This window comes from Azorhizobium doebereinerae UFLA1-100 (assembly GCF_000473085.1).
Taxonomy (GTDB): Bacteria; Pseudomonadota; Alphaproteobacteria; order Rhizobiales; family Xanthobacteraceae; genus Azorhizobium; species Azorhizobium doebereinerae.
Genome location: NZ_AXBA01000001.1, coordinates 356,935 through 374,086, shown reverse-complemented (window position 1 = coordinate 374,086; position 17,152 = coordinate 356,935). Strand labels below are relative to the sequence as shown.

Here is a 17,152-nt window from a genome sequence, read left to right as displayed (position 1 = left end):
CTTCCCCGGGGGCGGCGCCCCCGGGGACCTGCCTGAAAGACCCAAGGACATGCTGAGCCTTCAACCCACCATCGAGGCCACCGCGACCGCTTTCGCCGGCGTGGTGCGCCATTTGCACATCACCGCCCGCGCCTTCCTGCCCATGCGCGCCATGGACGAAGTTCATCTCATTCCCGGCAAGGGCATCGAGGGCGACCGCTACATGATCGGCCGCGAGGAAGGCTTTTATTCCGACCGGCCGGAGGACGGCCGGCAGGTGACCTTGTTCGAGATCGAGACGCTGGAGGCGCTCCGGCGCGACCACAAGATCACGCTGAAGCCGGAGGACCACCGGCGCAACGTCACGGTGGAGGGCGTGCCGCTCAACCATCTGGTGGGCCGCCGCTTCTGGCTCGGCGAGACGCTCTTGGAGGCCACCCGCCTCTCCGTGCCCTGCCGGCATATCGAGGAGATCACCGGCCAGGCGATCTTTGATCCCTTGATCAACCGCTCTGGCCTCAACTGCCGCATCCTGGAAGGCGGCACGGTGCGTGTCGGCGATCTGGTCAGGAACGCCTGATGCGCCGGCACGGAGCCATCCTCACCCGCGTCACCGCCATCGAGGATGCGGGGGCGGGGGTCAAGCGCTTCACCCTTCAGGACCCGGAGGGGTGGGCGCTGCCGCCCGCCCGGCCGGGCGGGCATGTGGACCTGTTCCTGCCGGGCGGCCTCACCCGCACCTATTCCCTGTGCGGCGACCCGGCGCGGGGCGACCGCTACGTGATCGCGGTGAAGCGGGAGGCTGAGGGGCGGGGCGGCTCGGCCTATCTGCACGATCAGGTGGAGGTGGGAGACGAGATCCAGGTCGGCCTGCCGCGCGGCGGGGTGCCGCTGGGGCCGGGCTTCCATCTGTTCGTGGCCGGCGGCATCGGCGTCACGCCCTTCCTGTCGGCGGCCGCCGCGCTGCTGGCGCAGGGGCGGCGCGACTTTCGCCTGCATGTGCTGAGCCGGGGCGCGCCGCCCCTGGGCGACCAGATCGCTCCCCTGATGGATGCCGGCCTCGCGCGTCTGCACGACACCGCGCGCACCGTCCGCCCGGCGGTCGCCGACCTGCTGGCGGCCCTGCCGGAGGGGGCCAGCGCCGCCTGTTGCGGCCCGGCGCCGCTGCTGGCGGATTTCGGCGCGGCCACCGACCATTGGCCGGCGGAGCGGGTGCATCTGGAACTGTTCGTGCCGCCGCCCCTGGTGCCGGACCCGGACGCGCGCGCCTACAAACTGGTGCTGGCGCGGACGGGCGTGGAGATCGACGTGCCGGCGGGCGCCGGCATGGCGCAGGCCCTGGCCTCCGTGGGCGTGGAGGTCCCCGTGTCCTGCGGCGGCGGCATTTGCGGCACCTGCGCCGTCACCTATCTGGAGGGCACGCCGCTGCACCGCGACCGCTGCCTGTCGCAGACCGAGCGGGCCTCGAAGCTGATGCCCTGCGTGGCGCAGTCCGCCGGCGCGCGGCTGGTGCTGGACCTGTAGGGAGGGGCGCGTCAGGCCGCCGCCGCGCCGGAGACCTCCCGTGCCACCTCGCCCACCAGGGAGCGGAGCCACAGGTGGGCGGGATCGTGCCGGTGGCGCACGTGCCAGGCCATCTCCACCGGGAAGGTGCCGAGATCGACCGGCGCAGGCAGCACTTTCAGGCGCGGGTCATGGGCGAGGCGGCGGCAGAGCAGCGCCGGCAGCGTGGCGCAATAGTCGGTCACCGCGACCATCTCCGGGATCGACAGGAAATGCGTCACCGAGACCACCACCTCCCGCTTGAGCCCCTGGCGTTCGAGCGCCTGGAACAGGCCGACCCGCAGCCGGCCGGGCGGCAGCATGTTCACGTGCTTGAGGCGCTCGTACTGGGCCCGGGACAGCGTGCCCGACACCTCCGGATGGTCGGCCCGCACGATGCAGGCGAGGCCGTCGTCCATCAGGTGCTGCACCACGAGATTGTCCGGCGGGTCGACGATGCGGCCCAGCGCCAGAGCGGTGGTGCCGGAGGTGACGCCCGCCTCGGCCAGGTCGCTGCCGAACGGGGTGAGCCGCAGGCGGATGCCGGGGGCGACGGCGCGCAGCCGGGCGACGATCGCCGGCACCAGCACCAGCTCCGCATAGCTGTTGGGGGCGATGGTGAGCAGCCGCTCGGCGGCGGCCGGGTCGAACGCCTGCTGGCCCAGCACCACGTCGTCGATCTTGGCCAACGCGGCGGCGATCACCGGCGCCAGTTCCTCGGCCATGGGGGTGGGCTGGATGCCGTAGCGCTCGCGCACGAACAGCGGGTCGCGCATCACCACCCGGAGGCGCGCCAACGCGTTGGACAAGGCGGGCTGCGTCATCCCCAGCCGGTCCGCCGCGCGGGTGACGCTGCGCTCCTCCATCAAGGTGATGAAGACCGGCAGGAGATTGAGGTCGTATCGCATGAGTTATATGTATCGCCGTATATCTAAAATCATAGAAATAAATTAGTGAAATATGTCCCGCCGGCGCATGGTCCGCCCATCCGAAAGGAGCCAACCCCTTTCACCGGAGGCAATCATGAGCAAGGGACAGGTTCTGGTGGTCGGGTCGAACGCGACCCGGCTCGAAGTCCAGGGCGGCGGCACCGTCGCCACGGGGCAGTATCTCAACGAGACCGTCGTGCCGGTCCTGGCCCTGATCAAGGCCGGCTATGACGTGGTGCTGGCCACGCCGGACGGCACCAAGCCGCATCTCGACGCGGTGTCCGAGAGCGCCGACCATTTCGGCGGCGACACCGCCGCCTACGAACAGGCCAAGGCCTTCTATGCCGAGGCCCCGGCCATGAACCGGGTGCGCACCCTGCGCGCCGTGGTGGAGGAGGGGCTGGAGGCCTATGCGGGGGTGTTCGTGCCCGGCGGGCATGCGCCGATCATGGACCTGATGCAGGACCCCGACATGGGCGAGATCCTGCGCCACTTCCACCAGCGGGCGAAGCCCACGGCGCTGATCTGCCACGGCCCCATCGCCGTGGTCGCGGCCCTGCCGCACGCCCGCGAGTTCCGCGCCGCGCTCGTCGCCGGCGCCACGGACGCCGCGCGCGAATGGGCCAAGGGCTGGCAATATGCCGGCTACCGGATGACCATCTTCTCCAATGCCGAGGAGGATGTGGCGGAGGATTATATCCTGCACGCGAAGCTCCGCTTCAGGATGGCCGACGCCCTTGAGGCCGCCGGCGGCGAGGTGATCACCACCGCGGTCAATTTCGCCCCGCACGTGATCATCGACCGCGAGCTGATTACCGGGCAGAACCCGGGGTCCGACCATCTGGTCGGGGCGAAGCTCGTGGAGGCGCTCGACCGCGCGGCGGTCGCGGCGTGACCTCACGGGCCCGCGGCGGGGCGCGGCATGGCCTGCACCCCGCCGCGGGCCCATTTTCCGAAAGGACCAGGACCCATGTCGACCCAAGTGAAAATCGTCGCCATCCTCGCCGCCCGGCCGGGCAAGGCCGATGAACTGAAGGCGCTGCTGTTCGGCATGGTGGACGCCTGCCGCGCCGAGCCCGGCAACCTGCGCTGGGACATCTGGGAGGACCAGGCGGTCCCCGGCCGGTTCGTGCTGGATGAGCTCTATGTCGATGCGGCGGCCATCGCCGTGCACCGCCAGACGCCGCACTTCCTCGACTATATCGGCAGGATCAACGATCTGGCCGAGCGGACCTCGCAGCTGCTGGACCCCGTGGACGTGGCCTGACGCGCGCCGCGCCGGCCCGTTCGACCCCATAGCGTCGACGTGCGCGGCGGCCGCCGGCCGCCGCGCGGACACATCGCCCACCCGGACAGAGGACAGGACCATGGCACTCAAGGATATTCTCCCCAGCCGCCTCGGCTTCGGCGCCGCGCCGCTGGGCAACATGTTCCGCGACATCCCCGAAGCGGAGGCGCGGGCCACCGTGGAGGCGGCCTGGAACGACGGCATCCGCTATTTCGACAACGCGCCCTTCTACGGCGCGGGCCTGGCGGAAATCCGCATGGGCGCGGCGCTGGCCGGCCGCCCGCGCGGTGACTATGTGATCAGCACCAAGGTGGGCCGGGTCATCCTCGACGAGATCGAGGACGTGAGCGCGCGGGACCTCGGCGAGAAGGGCGACGTGTTCAAGTACGGCCGCCCCAACAAGATCATGAACGACTATTCGGCGGACGCCACCCTGCGCTCCATCGAGGACAGCCTGAAGCGCCTGAACACCGACCATATCGACATCGCCTTCGTCCATGACGTGGCGCAGGACTTCTGGGGCGACGCCTGGCTGAGCAAGTTCGAGGAGGCGCGCACCGGCGCGTTCAGGGCGCTGGACCGGCTGCGCGACGAGGGCGTGATCAAGGCCTGGGGCCTCGGCGTCAACCGCGTGGAGCCGATCGAGCTGCTGCTGGGGCTGGAGGAGCCGCGCCCCGACGCCTTCCTGCTGGCCGGCCGCTACACGCTGCTCGACCATTCCCGCGCCCTCCAGCGGGTGATGCCGCAGGTGGCCGAGCGCGGCCTCGGCATCGTCGTGGGCGGGCCCTACAGTTCCGGCGCGCTGGTGGGCGGGCCGAACTTCGAATACGCGCCCATCACCCCGGCCATGGCGCAGAAGGTGGCGCGCATCAAGGCCATCGCCGACCGCCATGGCGTGAGCATGAAGGCGGCGGGGCTGCAATTCTCCCTCGCCAATCCGGCGGTCGCGGCGGTCATCCCCGGCGCCAGCCGTCCGGAGCGCATCGCCGAGGACGGCGCGGCGCTCCGGGAGAGCGTCCCGGCCGACTTCTGGCGGGAGCTGCGCGCCGCCGGCCTCATCGATCCCGCCGCCCCGCTGCCCGGCGGGGCGTGAGGGGAGCGGTTCAGTCCTCGGCGGGCTCGCGCTTGAGGCCGCCGAGGAAGCCGAAGCCGTGCGCCGGGCAGTCCGGCGCGCGGCACTGCGCCTCCAGCGCCTCCGGGTCGGCGATCTCGCACTTGAAGGTGGCGACGAGGTCGTCCACCTGCGCCCTGGTGAGGGCGCGCGGGTTCAGGTTGCGGGTGAGGAGATAGAGCTTGGCCGTCTCCTCCAGCTCCTCCATGGCGAACACCGCCGCCTCCAGGCTGTCGCCGGCCACCACCGGGCCGTGGTTGGAGAGCAGGACGGAGCTGTATTTCCCCGCCAGGCCCTTGATGGCGTCCGCCACCGCCGGGTCGCCGGGCCGGTAATAGGGCACGAGCGCGGTCTGGCCGGCGCGCATCAGATAATAGGGGGTGAGCGGCGGCAGGGCGGCGCGCGGGTCGATCTCCGGCAGCAGGGTGAGCGCCACCGCGTGGGTGGAGTGCAGGTGCACCACCGCGCGGGCCGCGCCGCGCGTCTCGTAGAGCGCGGCATGCAGCGGGATCTCCTTGGTGGGCGGATCGCCGGAGAGGAGCGCGCCGGCGGCATCCAGCCGCGCCAGGCGGGCGGGGTCGAGATGGCCCAGCGAGGCGTTGGTGGGCGTCACCAGCCAGCCGCCGTCCTCCAGCCGCACCGAGATGTTGCCCGATGAGCCGGGGGTCAGCCCGCGCTCGAACAGCGAACGGGCGAAGCGGCAGATGTCCTCGCGCAGCCGGGTCTCGGCGGCATCGGTGGGGCTCATGGCGTTCGGTCCCTCTCGTGGTGCGGCGGCGCTCGTGTCGGTGGCGGGCGCTCGTGTTGGCAGCGGGCGTTCACGTCGGCAGGTGCCTCAGGCGGTGCCGCCGGGCACCAGCTCGAAGCCGAGGTCCACCCGCTGGGCGGGGGCGTTCTCCGTGGCGAGGCGGGCGGCGGTGGCGCCGATCTCCACCCGCGGCGTGCGCACGGTGGACAGAGGCTGCGGCAGCACGCGGCCGATGGCAAGGCCGTTATAGCCGAAGATGGCGAGGTCGCCGGGGATGGAGATGCCCCGCGTCATGCACAGGAAATAGCCGCCGAAGGCCATGTCGTCATTGGAGAAATACACCGCGTCGAGGCGCGGCGCGCGGGCCAGCACCCGCTCCAGCCCGGCCTGTCCGGCCTCGATGGAGGAGGCGGTGGGGATGGTCTCGCGGTCGACCAGGGCGAGGCCGGCGGCGTGCAGCACCTCCTCGAACCCCGCGATGCGCTTGGCGGCGCGGGTATCGACGGCAAGGTCGTGGCCCACATAGGCGATGCGGCGATAGCCGCGCGCCAGCAGGTGGCGGGCGCTGGCGCGGCCCACCTCGCGATTGGAGAAGCCGACCGCGATGTCGATGGAGGGGCCGTCCAGGTCCATCAGTTCCAGGATGCGGGTGCCGCTGGCCGCCAGCAGGGCGCGGGCGGCGGGGGTGTGCTCCAGCCCGGCCACCATCAGCGCCGCCGGCCGCCAGGCCAGCATGGAGGCGATCATCGCCTCCTCGCGCGCCATGTCGTACTCGCTCACCGCGATCACCGCCTGGTAGCCTTCCGCCTCCAGCGCCTGGCTGGCGCCGCGCAGCACGTCGGGGAAGACGATGTTGGCGAGAGAGGGGATGACGATGCCCACCAGCCGCGAGCCGGCGGAGGCCAGCGTGCCGGCGATGCGGTTGGGCACGTAGCCGAGCCGGGTGGCGGCGGCGAGCACGCGCTCGCGGGTCTTCTGCGAGAACGAGCCGTGGTTGCGCAGCACGCGCGACACGGTGCTCTCGCCGACGCCGGCGGCGGCGGCCACGTCCGCCAGCGTGGCGGTGGAAGGGCGGAGCACGCGGTCGTCCAGGGTCGCCTCCAGTTGCGCCTCTCGGGGCAGTTGCGCTTTTCGGGCCGGTTGCGCTTTTCGGCCAGTTGCGCCGCTCGGGCCGGGCGATGCCGGCCCCACGGGTGTCACGCACCGACTGTCCCACCTCGGCACAGGGATCGCAAGAAAAATTGGCAGCGCTGCCAATTTCCGGTTGAAAACGGGGCAGGCTCGGGTATGTGTGCTTTGGCAGCGCTGCCAATCGGGCTGGATCGCAGGGGAGACGCACCACATGGGCACTTCGGACACCGCATCGCCGGCGGACGGCGCCGCCCCCGTTGCGGTCATCGGCCTCGGCGCCATGGGCCTTGGCATGGCCGGCGCGCTGCTGGCCGCCGGCCTGCCGGTGCGCGGCTTCGATCTTTCCGCCACCGCGCTGGAGGCGCTGGCGCGCAAGGGCGGCACGCCCGCCGCCAGCCCGGCGGACGCGGCGCGCGGCGCGGCGGCGGTGGTCAGCGTGGTGGTCAATGCCGACCAGACCGAGCAGGTGCTGTTCGGCCCCGGCGGCGTGGCCGAGGCGATGGCCCCCGGCGCCGTCTTCATCTCCTGCGCCACCATGGACCCGGAGCGGGCGCGGGCGCTGGCCGCGCGGCTGGAGGCCACCGGCCGGCTCTATCTGGACGCGCCCATCTCCGGCGGCGCGGCGCGCGCGGCCGCGGGCGAGCTGACCATCCTCGCCTCCGGCAGCCCCGCCGCCTTCGCCCAGGCCGGGCCGGCGCTGAAGGCCATGTCCGCGAAGCTCTACGCTTTGGGCGACGCGGCCGGCACCGGCGCCGCCTTCAAGATGATCAACCAGCTGCTCGCCGGGGTGCATATCGCCGCCGCCTGCGAGGCCATCACCTTTGCGGCGCGTCAAGGCCTCGACCTGGAGAAGGTCTACGAGGTCATCACGGCCTCGGCGGGCAACAGCTGGATGTTCGAGAACCGCATCCCCCACGTGCTGGCCGGCGATTATCGGCCCTTGAGCGCGGTGGAGATCTTCGTGAAGGACCTCGGCATCATCCAGGACATGGCGCGCACCGCGCGCTATCCGGTGCCGCTGGCGGCGGCGGCGCTCCAGCTCTACCTCGGCGCGGCCGGCGCGGGCATGGGGCGCGAGGACGACTCGTCACTGGCCCGGCTTTATGCCAGCATGTCGGGAGTGTCCCTGCCCAACGGCCCGGAAGAGGTCGTCTGACATGCCCCGCTTCGCCGCCAATCTTCATTGCCTGTTCCGGGAATGGAGCTTCCTGGATCGCTTCGCCGCCGCGGCCGACGCGGGCTTCACGGCGGTGGAGTTCGACTTTCCCTATGACGTGCGGCCCGACCGCGTGGCCGAGCGGCTGCAACGCCACGGCCTCCAGCCGGTGATGCTGCATCTGCCGGCCGGCGACTGGGCGGCAGGCGACCGGGGCCTTGCGGCGCTGTCCTGCCGCTACGGCGAGCTGAAGGCCAGCGTCGAGGAGGGCCTCGCCTATGCCAAGGCCATCGGCGCCGGCAAGGTGGTGATGATGGCGGGCCTCGCCGCGCTGGACGACCCGGCGGCGGTGGCGAGCTTCCGCCGCGCGGTGCGGCATGCCGCCGAGCGCCTGGGGCAGGAGAATATCGGCCTGCTGCTGAAGCCGCTCGATCCGCGCGAGATCCCCGGCTATTTCCTCACCAACTTCTGCTACACGGCCAGTTTCGTGGCGGCGGCGGGCCAGCCCAATGTGAAGATGCTGTTCGACATCTACCAGCGCCAGCTGGCGAGCGGCGACGTGGCCATGGCGCTCGGCCGCCATGTCAAGCATGTCGGCCATGTGCAGGTCGCCGCCGTGCCGGACCGGGGCGAGCCGGACGGGGAAGGCGAACTCTCCTTCCCGTTCCTGTTCTGCAAGCTGGAGCGGCTCGGCTTCAAGGGCTTCGTGGGCTGCAACTATCATCCCCGCGGCGGCTCCACCGGCGCGGGGCTGGGCTGGTTCCGGCCCTATGCCACCCAGATCAGGGCCTCCGCCTGAGCCTCGTTCCGTGAGCCTTGTCCCATGAGCCTTGTTCTCGGCTGCATCGCCGACGATTACACCGGCGCCTCCGACCTCGCCAACACGCTGACCAAGGCCGGGCTGCGCACGGTGCAGACCATCGGCGTGCCGCGCGGCGGCTTCGCCGTGTCCGGCGTGGACGCGGTGGTGGTGGCGCTGAAGAGCCGCTCCATCCCCGCCGCCGAGGCGGTGGCGCTGGCGCGCGGCGCGCGCGACTGGCTGGCCGGGCAGGGCGCCCGGCACATCCTGTTCAAGATCTGCTCCACCTTCGATTCCACCGATGACGGCAATATCGGCCCGGTGACGGACGCCCTGCGCGCCGATGCCGGCGCCGGCCCGGTGCTGGTGACGCCGGCCTTCCCGGAGACCGGGCGCACGGTCTATTTCGGCCACCTGTTCGTCGGCACCGTGCCGCTGGCGGAAAGCCCGCTGAAGGACCACCCGCTCAATCCCATGCGGGATTCCAACCTGATGCGCGTGCTGGCCCGCCAGTCGCGGGCGCCGGTCGGGCTCATCGACCTTGCCGCCGTCAGCGGCGGCGCGGAGGCGGTGCGCGCCCGGCTCGCCGCGCTGGCGGGGGAGGGCAAGGGCGCCGCCATCATCGACGCGGTGTTCGAGCGCGACCTGGAGACCATCGGCACCGTCGCCCTCGACGCGCCGCTCAGCGTCGGCGCCTCGGGCCTGGGGCTGGGCCTCGCCCGCGCCCTGGTCAAGGCCGGGGCCGGCGGCACGCGCGGCGCGGCCGGCGCGCCGGTCGCCGGTGCCGTCGCCGCCATCGCCGGAAGCTGCTCGGCCGCCACGCTGGAGCAGATCGCCCGCGCCGAAGCCCTCATGCCGGTGCTTCGCCTCGCCCCCGAGGCGCTGATCGCCACGCCCGACGCGGCGGTGGCCGAGGCCCTGGCCTGGGCCACGCCACGCCTCGCGGCTGGCCCGCTGCTCATCGCCACCAGCGGCACGCCGGAAGAGGTGGCCGCCGTCCAGGCCCGCCACGGCCGCGCCGCCTCGGGCCTCGCCATCGAGCATGCCTCCGGCGCGCTCGCCGCCGCCCTGGTGGCGGCCGGGGTGCGCCGGCTCATCGTGGCCGGCGGCGAGACGTCGGGCGCCTGCGTCGACCGGCTCGGCATCCAGGGCTTCGAGGTGGGGCCGGAGATCGCCGCCGGCGTGCCGCTGCTGCGCACCGTGGCGCACGATCCCGGCATGCTGCTGGCGCTCAAGTCCGGCAATTTCGGCGGCCCGGACTTCTTCGCCAAGGCCGTCGCCGCCATGGCCACCCCCGCCGTGACGACCGCGCCCGCGGGCTGAGGGGACCGCACGTCCTGCCTCCGCTGTCCCTCGGCGGGGAGAGTGCGCGCGTCGCGGCAACGTCAAGTTGCATAGGAACGTCAGAGACATTCCAGGCGCGGCGAGGCTAATTCCCGTCTTCGCCTGCGATGACCCTGCCGCCGGGCGCGATTCCGGGCGCTGCGATATCGCGCGTGGCGGCCGCGATTTCTTGAATCGTCCTGCGTTTCCTCCGAAATGGTGCAGGTTCATCGCGCGGTATGGCTGTCCGGCACCATAATTCTGCTACAATGAACAAACCTACATAAAGGCCGTTACCGGAGTTTGCCGTGCCCGACGCCATCGATTGCCGCATCCTCGACCTGCTCCAGGAGGATGCCCTGATGTCGGCCGCCGCCGTGGCGGAAAAGGTCGGGCTCAGTCCCACGCCGTGCTGGCGGCGGATCAAGAAGCTGGAGGATGACGGCGTCATCCTGAAGCGGGTGGCGCTGCTGGACCGCCGCAAGGCCAACGTGCCGCTGACCGTGTTCGTGGCGGTGAAGGCGCCGCGCCACGCCATGGAATGGCTGGAAGCCTTCCGCAAGGTGATCGCCGACATTCCCGAGATCGTGGAAGCCTGGCGCCTCACCGGCGAGACCGACTATCTGCTGCGCCTCGTGGTGCCGGACATCGACACCTACGATGCCGTCTACAAGCGGCTGATCTCGCGGCTGGAATTCTCCAATCTCTCGTCCTCCCTCGCCATGGAGGAGATGAAGTTCACCACCGCCGTGCCCACCAGCTACATGCTGAAATAGGCCCGCCGCCGTCTCAGAGCCGCTGGCCGCCGCTGGCATCCAGCATCTGGCCGGTGACCCAGCCGCCGTCGGGCGAGGCGAGGAAGGCGACCACGCGGGCGATGTCCTCCGGCTCGCCGACGCGGCCGAGCGCCACGGTCTTCGCCGTCGCCTCCCGCGCCTTGGGATCACGCGACACCGGGTTCATGTCGGTGGCCGTGGCGCCGGGCAGCACCGCGTTGACCGTGATGCCGCGCGGCCCGTAATGCACCGCCAGCAGCCGCGTCAGCGCCTCCAGCCCGGCCTTGGAGGGGGCGTAGACCGGCGAGAAGGCGAAGGCTGCGCGCGTGCTCATGGACGAGATGTTGATGATCCGCCCGCCGTCCGCCAGCAGCGGCGCGAGGCGCCGGATGAGGAAGAAGGGCGCCTTCAGATTGACCTGGAGCACGCGGTCGAACTCCGCCTCGTCCACCTCCTCGATCAGCATCCGCCGCGACACGCCGGCATTGTTGACGAGGATGTGGAAGCGCTCCAGCCCCCGCGCCGCCAGCGCGGCGGCAAGGCCGTCGGCGAGCGTGTCCCAGGCCTGCGGCGCGCCGAGGTCGGCGGCGATGAGGAAGCCGTCGCCGCCGGCGGCGCGCACCGCCGCCAGGGTCTCCTGGGCTGCGTCCGCCCCGGCATTGTAATGCACGCCGACGAGGGCGCCGCGCGCGGCCAGCGCCACGGCGATGGCCCGGCCGATGCCCCGGCTGGCGCCGGTGACGAGCGCCACCTTGCCCGACAGATCGCCCTTCGGCGGCTCGCCGGCGATCACGTCGCCGGCGATCAGCGTTCCCACGGTTTCCGAGCCAGCCATCACTTGCTCCACCCGCTCGAGGCTTCCAGCTCGCGGGCGCGGGCGATCAGCGCCTTGCGATCGATCTTGTTGGTGCCGGCCCAGGGCAGGTCGTCCACCACCTCCACCCGGCGGGGATGCTGGTAAGCGGGGCCGTTGGCCAGCGAGAAGGCCTTGATCTCCGCATAGGTGGGGCTGGTGCCGGGGCGCCGCACGATGAAGGCCACCGGCATCTGCCCGCGCTCCTCGTCCGGCAGCGGCACCACGGCGGCCTGCTGCACGGCGGGATGGCGCTCCAGCATCTTCTCCACTTCCACCGGATAGATGTTCTCGCCTGAGCAGACGAACATGTCGTCGGCGCGGCCGACGAAATAGTAGAAGCCGTCCTTGTCCTTGCGCAGCACGTCGCCGGAATAGTACCAGCCGTCGCGCAGCGCCTTGGCGGTCTGCGCCGGCAGGCCGTGGTAGCCGGCCATCAGCGAGGGGTTGCGCATCATCAGCACGCCCTCGTCCGGCGTGCCCTCCACGAGGCGCACCTCGCTGCCGGGCACCGGGTAGCCGAGCGAGCCGGGCGGGGTGGAGCGACCGTCCGGATGCGGGCCGAAGATGGCGGGGCCGGCCTCCGTGGTGCCGAAGCCCAGCGCGATGGCGGCGTTGGGGAACAGCTCCTTCACCCGCTCGAACAGCGCCAGCGTCACCGGCGCCGAGCCCATCATGATGCGCTTGAGCGAGGTGGTGTCGAGGGTGCGCACATAGTCCGCATCCTTGACGATGCGGGCGAACATGGTGGGCACCGAGCCGAGCGCCGTCACCTTCCAGTCGGAGATGGCCTTCACATAGGGCCGCACGTCGAAGCCGGGCATCATGACGATGGAGGCGTTCAGCGCGAAGGCGGTCTTGGCCGAGAACAGGCCGTTCATGTGGAACAGCGGCTGGGCGATGAGGTAGCGCTCGCTCTCCTGCCGCTTGCCGTTGTTGGTACGCATGTAGAGCGCCCAGAGCTGGCCGGAGTGCGACAGCGGCACGCCCTTGGGCTTGCCGGTGGAGCCCGAGGTGTAGAGCATCTGCCCGATCTCGCCCACCGCCATGGGCACGGTCTCGAACGCCCCGGGCTTGATGGTGGCGGCGAACCCCGCCCCCGTGGTGTCGTCGAAATCCAGGAACGGCACCTTCCCCGCGACGAAGGCGTGCCCGCCGGTGTCGACGAAGGCGAAATGCACGTCGGCGTCGGCGAGCACGTAGTCCACCGTCTCCTGCGGCAGCTTCACGTTGACCGGCACGGCGACGAAGCCGGCGCGCATGATGCCGAAGAAGGCGATGAGATATTCCGCCCGGTTGAGCGAGAGGATCGCCACCCGGTCGCCGCGCTTCAGCCCGCGCGCGGTGAGGAAGCGGGCGACGCCGTTGGCGAGGCCGTCCACCTGCGCGTGGGTGTAGCTGCGCGGCGCCGGGGTGGACAGGTCGATGAGGGCGGTGCGGGAGAGGTCCCCGCCGCGGTCGATCAGGTCGCCGAGGTTGGTCCAGCGGTTGGGCGGGGCCGGGGGAGGGGCAATCAAGGACGCTTCAAGCACTGACATAGGCCGTTCCCGTCGCCGTGACATCCGGCGTTCTCTGATGGTCCACGAGGTCGAAATGGCAGGCAACCTGCCGGGGCGCCGCACCCTGGCCGGCGAGGCCGCGCAGCAGCGGGCGCTCGGCCGCGCAGCGCGGCTGCGCCAGGGGGCAGCGGGTATGGAAGGCGCAGCCCTGCGGCGGGGAGAGCGGGCTCGGCAGCTCGCCTTGCAGGGTCTTGTGGGCGCGGGTGCGCGCCAGCCGCGGGTTGGCCACGGGCGCCGCCGCCAGCAGCGCGGCGGTGTAGGGATGGGCCGGCCGGCGCCAAATGTCCTCGGCCCGCCCGCTCTCCACCACCCGGCCGAGATACATCACCAGCAGCCGGTCGCAGATATGCTCCACCACCGACAGGTCGTGCGAGATGAACAGGAAGGACACCCCGGTCTGCGCCTGGAGGTCCTTCATCAGGTTGATGACCTGCGCCCGCACCGAGACGTCCAGCGCCGAGACCGGCTCGTCGCAGATCACCACCTTGGGGTTCAAGGCGAGCGCGCGGGCGATGCCGATGCGCTGGCGCTGGCCGCCGGAAAATTCGTGCGGGAAGCGGTCGAGCGCGGCCTCCGGCAGGCCCACCTTGGCGGCGAGTTCCGCCACCCGCGCCTTGATGTCGGCCCGCTTCCAGCCGGCCACCGACAAAGGCTGGCCGATGATCTTGCCGACGGAATGGCGCGGGTTGAGCGAGCCGTAGGGGTCCTGGAAGATCATCTGCACTTCGGAGCGGATGGCGTCGATGGCCCCCTTGCCCAGGCGGGTGATGTCCCGCCCGTTGACGAAGATGCGCCCCTCGGTGGCCGGGGCGAGGCGCATCAGCGCCTTGCCGAGCGTGGACTTGCCGCAGCCGCTCTCGCCCACGAGGCCCACGGTCTCGCCGGCCTCCACGTCGAGGTCGACGTCGTTGACCGCCTGCAGCGTGCCGCGCGGCGTGTCGAAATGCACCGAGAGGCTACGCGCCGACAGGATCGCCATGGCGCACCCCTTCCTGTTCCACGGCGAAGCACGCGACGGAGCGCGCCGGCGCCGGCATGGTGAGGCCCGGCCGCTCGGCGAAGCAGCGCGCGAAAGCGATCGGGCAGCGGTTGTTGAAGGCGCAGCCGGCCGGCAGGTCGGCCAGCGCCGGCACGCTACCGGGGATCTCGGCGAGGCGGCCGTGCGGCTGGAGCGTGGCGGAGGGCGTCGCCCCCATCAGGCCGCGCGTATAGGGATGCAGCGGACGGTCGAACACCGCGTCCACCGTGCCGTCCTCCACCTTGCGGCCGGCATACATCACCAGCACCCGGTCGGCGGTCTCGGCCACCACGCCCAGGTCGTGGGTGATGATGATCAGCCCCATGCCGGTCTCGGCCTGCAGCTCCTTCATCAGGTCCAGGATCTGCGCCTGGATGGTGACGTCGAGCGCGGTGGTGGGCTCGTCCGCCACCAGCACCTTGGGCTGGCAGGCGATGGCCATGGCGATGACGATGCGCTGGTTCATGCCGCCGGAGAGCTGGTGCGGATAGTCGTTGAAGCGCCGCTCGGCATCCGGGATGCGCACCTTGCGCATCAGCTCCAGCGCGCGCGCCTGCATGGCCCGGTGCGAGGCCGGGTCGTGGCGGGCGATCACCTCGACGATCTGCCGGCCGACCGTGAGCACCGGGTTCAGCGCGCTCATAGGGTCCTGGAAGATCATGGCGAGGTCCTTGCCCCGCACCCGCTGCATCTCGCCCTCCGACAGGCGGGTGAGGTCGCGGCCGGCGAGGCGGACGGAGCCGCCGGTGATCTTCGCCGGCGGCTCCGGCAGCAGGCGCATCAGCGCCAGCGCCGAGATGGACTTGCCGCAGCCGCTCTCGCCGACGATGGCCAGCGTCTCGCCGGCGGCCACCTCGAGCGACAGGCGGTCCACCGCCTTCAGCTGCCCGGCGCGGGTGAACAGCGTGACCTCCAGGTCCGACACCGACAGCAGGGCCGGGGCGGGCGGGAGCGGGGTCAGGGGCGGGGCGTCGATGAGCGCCATCTCAGCGGTCCCTCAGCTTCGGGTTGAGGGCGTCGTTGAGCCCGTCGCCCACCAGATTGAGGGCCAGCACGGTGAGCATGATGGCGACGCCAGGCACGGCGCAGATGTACCAGGACGAGCGGATCAGCGTGCGGCCCTGGCCGATCAGGCCGCCCCAGCTCGCCACGTTCGGGTCGCCGAGGCCGAGGAAGGAGACCGCGCTTTCGAACAGCACCGCGCTCGCCACCACCAGCGAGGACAGCACGATGACGGGCGGCAGCGCGTTGGGCAGGATCTCGCCCAGCATGATGCGCACGTCGCCCATGCCCATGGCGCGGCAGGCCTGCACGAACTCGCGGTCGCGCAGAGCGAGGAACTCGGCCCGGGTCATGCGGGCGATGGGCGTCCAGGTGACCACGCCGACCGCGATGGTGATGTTGCCGATGGACTGGCCCAGCACCGCCACCACGGTGAGGATGAAGATGATGTTCGGCACCGTCTGGAACAGTTCGGTGACGCGCATCAGCACCTCGTCCACCCAGCCGCCGAAATAGGCGGCGGTGGCGCCGACTCCGACCCCGATGAGGGTGGCGGTGAGGCTGGCGAACAGGCCGATCATCAAGGTGGTGCGGGCGCCGTGCGCCACCACCGCGGCGATGTCGCGCCCGAGCGAGTCGGTGCCCAGCGGGAAGCGCGGGTTGGTGAACGGCCACAGCTCCGGCCGCCCGACGATGCGCAGCGGATCGCGCGGATAATAATAGGGCGCGGCGAGGGCCACCGCGACCAAGGCGAGCACCAGCACGAGGCCCACCAGCGCCGCCGGGTTGCGGGCGAAGCGGCGGCAGAAGTCGAGCACCGGCGAGCGGCGCCTGCCCGCCAGCACCACCGGCGTGACCAGGGGCGCGGGGGCGGGCGCGGCGGGGGAGGTGGTCGAGGGAGATGTGGCCAGGGGAGATGTGGTCAAGGAAGACGTGGTCAAGGACATGGCGCGCCTCCTCACCGGGCCCGGATGCGGGGATCGAGACGGAAATAGGCGATGTCCACCAGCGCGTTGGCCACCGCCACGATGAGCGAGGACAGGACCAGCACGCCGAGCACCACCGGATAGTTGCGGCTCATGACGCTGTCGAGCATCAGCGAGCCGATGTCCGGCCAGGAGAACACCGTCTCGATCACCACCGAGCCGCCGAGCACCGTGCCCAGCTGCAGGCCGAGCAGGGTGACCACCGGCAGCAGGGCGTTGCGGAACACGTGGCGCACCACCACCTGCGCCCCCGACAGGCCCTTGGCCCGCGCGGTGCGCACGAAATCGTGCCGGAACACCTCCAGCATGGAGGCGCGCATCACGCGGGTGTACATGGCGGCATAGAACAGGCCGAGCGAGAGCGCCGGCAGCGCCAGGTGGCGCATCACGTCGAGGGCGATGCCGATGACGCCGTGGTCCACGCCGATGTCGCGCATGCCGCCCACCGGCAGCCAGCCCAGGCGCACCGAGAACACGATCATCAGCATGATGCCGAGCCAGAAGGTGGGCGCGGCGAAGAAGAACACCGCGCCCACCGAGATCAGATTGTCCCACAGCGTGTTCACCTTCACCGCCGCCACCACCCCCGCCAGCACGCCGACGAGGAGGGCGATGGCGATGGAGGCCAGCATCAGGATCACGGTGGCCGGCAAAGCCTGCATGATCACCGCCAGGACGGTCTCGTTCTGGCGGTAGGAATAGCCGAAATCCAGGGTCAGGACCGACCAGATGTACTTCAAGAGCTGGATGATGACCGGCTTGTCCATGCCGTAGAGCACGCGCATGCGCTCGATCATCGCCGGGTCGCTGACCTGCTGCTCAGCGGTCATCACGTCCAGGAAGCTTCCCGGCGACATCTGGATCAATGCGAAGTTCAGCACGATCACCCCCAGGATGAGGGGGATGATCTGTGCGAAGCGGCGCAGGAGGATGCGGCGCATGGCGTGTCCTC

General features: G+C 71.2%; 18 protein-coding genes. 9 read left to right on the top strand and 9 right to left on the bottom strand.

What is annotated here, in order from left to right:
* Positions 1-49 precede the first annotated feature (49 nt).
* Together YU1_RS0101460 and YU1_RS0101455 are read left to right on the top strand one after the other, a co-directional pair.
* Complete coding sequence (locus YU1_RS0101460; RefSeq protein ID WP_051356353.1) at positions 50-559, top strand: MOSC domain-containing protein; 510 nt, start codon at positions 50-52, stop codon at positions 557-559.
* The gene (locus tag YU1_RS0101455; RefSeq protein WP_035713181.1) at positions 559-1,503 is read left to right on the top strand and encodes a PDR/VanB family oxidoreductase; all 945 of its coding nucleotides are present in this window, start codon (positions 559-561) and stop codon (positions 1,501-1,503) included. Before YU1_RS0101460 ends, YU1_RS0101455 begins: the two co-directional genes overlap by 1 nt.
* An 11-nt stretch (positions 1,504-1,514) precedes the next feature.
* Here the strand turns inward: YU1_RS0101455 and YU1_RS0101450 are convergent, their stop codons facing one another.
* Positions 1,515-2,429 carry a LysR family transcriptional regulator gene (locus YU1_RS0101450; protein ID WP_029002556.1) on the bottom strand — a complete coding sequence of 305 codons (915 nt, stop codon included), beginning with the start codon at positions 2,427-2,429 and terminating at the stop codon, positions 1,515-1,517.
* 115 nt (positions 2,430-2,544) lie between these two features.
* Here YU1_RS0101450 and YU1_RS0101445 point away from each other — a divergent pair, with 115 nt between their 5' ends.
* From YU1_RS0101445 to YU1_RS0101435, 3 genes are all read left to right on the top strand, one after another.
* Positions 2,545-3,345 carry a type 1 glutamine amidotransferase domain-containing protein gene (locus tag YU1_RS0101445; protein WP_029002555.1) on the top strand — a complete coding sequence of 267 codons (801 nt, stop codon included), beginning with the start codon at positions 2,545-2,547 and terminating at the stop codon, positions 3,343-3,345.
* A gap of 75 nt (positions 3,346-3,420) precedes the next feature.
* On the top strand, positions 3,421-3,717 hold the full coding sequence (locus YU1_RS0101440; protein ID WP_029002554.1) for a putative quinol monooxygenase: 297 nt from the start codon (positions 3,421-3,423) through the stop codon (positions 3,715-3,717).
* A 100-nt stretch (positions 3,718-3,817) separates the two neighbouring features.
* The gene (locus YU1_RS0101435) at positions 3,818-4,831 is read left to right on the top strand and encodes an aldo/keto reductase (RefSeq protein WP_029002553.1); all 1,014 of its coding nucleotides are present in this window, start codon (positions 3,818-3,820) and stop codon (positions 4,829-4,831) included.
* Positions 4,832-4,841: 10 nt separating this feature from the next.
* Here the strand turns inward: YU1_RS0101435 and otnC are convergent, their stop codons facing one another.
* Positions 4,842-5,597 (bottom strand): 3-oxo-tetronate 4-phosphate decarboxylase, encoded by a 756-nt coding sequence (gene otnC, locus YU1_RS27385; protein ID WP_084539578.1) that lies wholly within the window; start codon positions 5,595-5,597, stop codon positions 4,842-4,844.
* 87 nt (positions 5,598-5,684) lie between these two features.
* Positions 5,685-6,677 (bottom strand): LacI family DNA-binding transcriptional regulator, encoded by a 993-nt coding sequence (locus tag YU1_RS0101425; protein ID WP_035713179.1) that lies wholly within the window; start codon positions 6,675-6,677, stop codon positions 5,685-5,687.
* A 262-nt stretch (positions 6,678-6,939) separates the two neighbouring features.
* Between YU1_RS0101425 and ltnD the strand changes: the two genes are divergently transcribed.
* From ltnD to YU1_RS0101405, 4 genes are all read left to right on the top strand, one after another.
* Positions 6,940-7,884 carry an L-threonate dehydrogenase gene (gene ltnD, locus YU1_RS27380; RefSeq protein ID WP_035713176.1) on the top strand — a complete coding sequence of 315 codons (945 nt, stop codon included), beginning with the start codon at positions 6,940-6,942 and terminating at the stop codon, positions 7,882-7,884.
* Position 7,885: 1 nt separating this feature from the next.
* Positions 7,886-8,683: a hydroxypyruvate isomerase family protein gene (locus YU1_RS33280; protein ID WP_029002551.1), complete on the top strand. Its 798-nt coding sequence runs from the start codon at positions 7,886-7,888 to the stop codon at positions 8,681-8,683.
* A gap of 24 nt (positions 8,684-8,707) precedes the next feature.
* Positions 8,708-10,006 carry a 3-oxo-tetronate kinase gene (gene otnK / locus YU1_RS33275; RefSeq protein ID WP_029002550.1) on the top strand — a complete coding sequence of 433 codons (1,299 nt, stop codon included), beginning with the start codon at positions 8,708-8,710 and terminating at the stop codon, positions 10,004-10,006.
* 308 nt (positions 10,007-10,314) lie between these two features.
* The gene (locus tag YU1_RS0101405) at positions 10,315-10,782 is read left to right on the top strand and encodes an Lrp/AsnC family transcriptional regulator (protein ID WP_029002549.1); all 468 of its coding nucleotides are present in this window, start codon (positions 10,315-10,317) and stop codon (positions 10,780-10,782) included.
* Positions 10,783-10,795: 13 nt separating this feature from the next.
* On the opposite strand, the gene YU1_RS0101400 is transcribed toward YU1_RS0101405, so the two are convergent.
* From YU1_RS0101400 to YU1_RS0101375, 6 genes are read right to left on the bottom strand one after another with little or no spacing between them, the layout of a single operon-like run.
* Positions 10,796-11,617, bottom strand: a complete 822-nt coding sequence (locus YU1_RS0101400) for an SDR family NAD(P)-dependent oxidoreductase (RefSeq protein ID WP_084539576.1) — start codon at positions 11,615-11,617, stop codon at positions 10,796-10,798.
* Positions 11,617-13,152, bottom strand: coding sequence for a class I adenylate-forming enzyme family protein (locus YU1_RS0101395; RefSeq protein WP_245263194.1), 1,536 nt, complete (start codon positions 13,150-13,152; stop codon positions 11,617-11,619). The genes YU1_RS0101400 and YU1_RS0101395 overlap by 1 nt, the downstream gene beginning before the upstream one ends.
* 7 nt (positions 13,153-13,159) lie before the next feature.
* The gene (locus tag YU1_RS0101390; RefSeq protein ID WP_029002546.1) at positions 13,160-14,173 is read right to left on the bottom strand and encodes an ABC transporter ATP-binding protein; all 1,014 of its coding nucleotides are present in this window, start codon (positions 14,171-14,173) and stop codon (positions 13,160-13,162) included.
* Positions 14,151-15,197, bottom strand: coding sequence for an ABC transporter ATP-binding protein (locus YU1_RS0101385; protein WP_035713173.1), 1,047 nt, complete (start codon positions 15,195-15,197; stop codon positions 14,151-14,153). The genes YU1_RS0101390 and YU1_RS0101385 overlap by 23 nt, the downstream gene beginning before the upstream one ends.
* Position 15,198: 1 nt before the next feature.
* Complete coding sequence (locus YU1_RS0101380; protein WP_084539575.1) at positions 15,199-16,161, bottom strand: ABC transporter permease; 963 nt, start codon at positions 16,159-16,161, stop codon at positions 15,199-15,201.
* Positions 16,162-16,172: 11 nt separating this feature from the next.
* On the bottom strand, positions 16,173-17,141 hold the full coding sequence (locus YU1_RS0101375) for an ABC transporter permease (protein WP_029002543.1): 969 nt from the start codon (positions 17,139-17,141) through the stop codon (positions 16,173-16,175).
* Between the last annotated feature and the right edge of the window lie 11 nt (positions 17,142-17,152).

Coding starts and splice junctions, on each gene's coding strand:
- YU1_RS0101460 (WP_051356353.1), top strand. CDS start 50: ATGCTGAGCCTTCAACCCACCATCGAGGCCACCGCGACCGCTTTCGCC.
- YU1_RS0101455 (WP_035713181.1), top strand. CDS start 559: ATGCGCCGGCACGGAGCCATCCTCACCCGCGTCACCGCCATCGAGGAT.
- YU1_RS0101450 (WP_029002556.1), bottom strand. CDS start 2,429: ATGCGATACGACCTCAATCTCCTGCCGGTCTTCATCACCTTGATGGAG.
- YU1_RS0101445 (WP_029002555.1), top strand. CDS start 2,545: ATGAGCAAGGGACAGGTTCTGGTGGTCGGGTCGAACGCGACCCGGCTC.
- YU1_RS0101440 (WP_029002554.1), top strand. CDS start 3,421: ATGTCGACCCAAGTGAAAATCGTCGCCATCCTCGCCGCCCGGCCGGGC.
- YU1_RS0101435 (WP_029002553.1), top strand. CDS start 3,818: ATGGCACTCAAGGATATTCTCCCCAGCCGCCTCGGCTTCGGCGCCGCG.
- otnC (WP_084539578.1), bottom strand. CDS start 5,597: ATGAGCCCCACCGATGCCGCCGAGACCCGGCTGCGCGAGGACATCTGC.
- ltnD (WP_035713176.1), top strand. CDS start 6,940: ATGGGCACTTCGGACACCGCATCGCCGGCGGACGGCGCCGCCCCCGTT.
- YU1_RS33280 (WP_029002551.1), top strand. CDS start 7,886: ATGCCCCGCTTCGCCGCCAATCTTCATTGCCTGTTCCGGGAATGGAGC.
- otnK (WP_029002550.1), top strand. CDS start 8,708: ATGAGCCTTGTTCTCGGCTGCATCGCCGACGATTACACCGGCGCCTCC.
- YU1_RS0101400 (WP_084539576.1), bottom strand. CDS start 11,617: ATGGCTGGCTCGGAAACCGTGGGAACGCTGATCGCCGGCGACGTGATC.
- YU1_RS0101390 (WP_029002546.1), bottom strand. CDS start 14,173: ATGGCGATCCTGTCGGCGCGTAGCCTCTCGGTGCATTTCGACACGCCG.
- YU1_RS0101385 (WP_035713173.1), bottom strand. CDS start 15,197: ATGGCGCTCATCGACGCCCCGCCCCTGACCCCGCTCCCGCCCGCCCCG.
- YU1_RS0101380 (WP_084539575.1), bottom strand. CDS start 16,161: ATGTCCTTGACCACGTCTTCCTTGACCACATCTCCCCTGGCCACATCT.
- YU1_RS0101375 (WP_029002543.1), bottom strand. CDS start 17,141: ATGCGCCGCATCCTCCTGCGCCGCTTCGCACAGATCATCCCCCTCATC.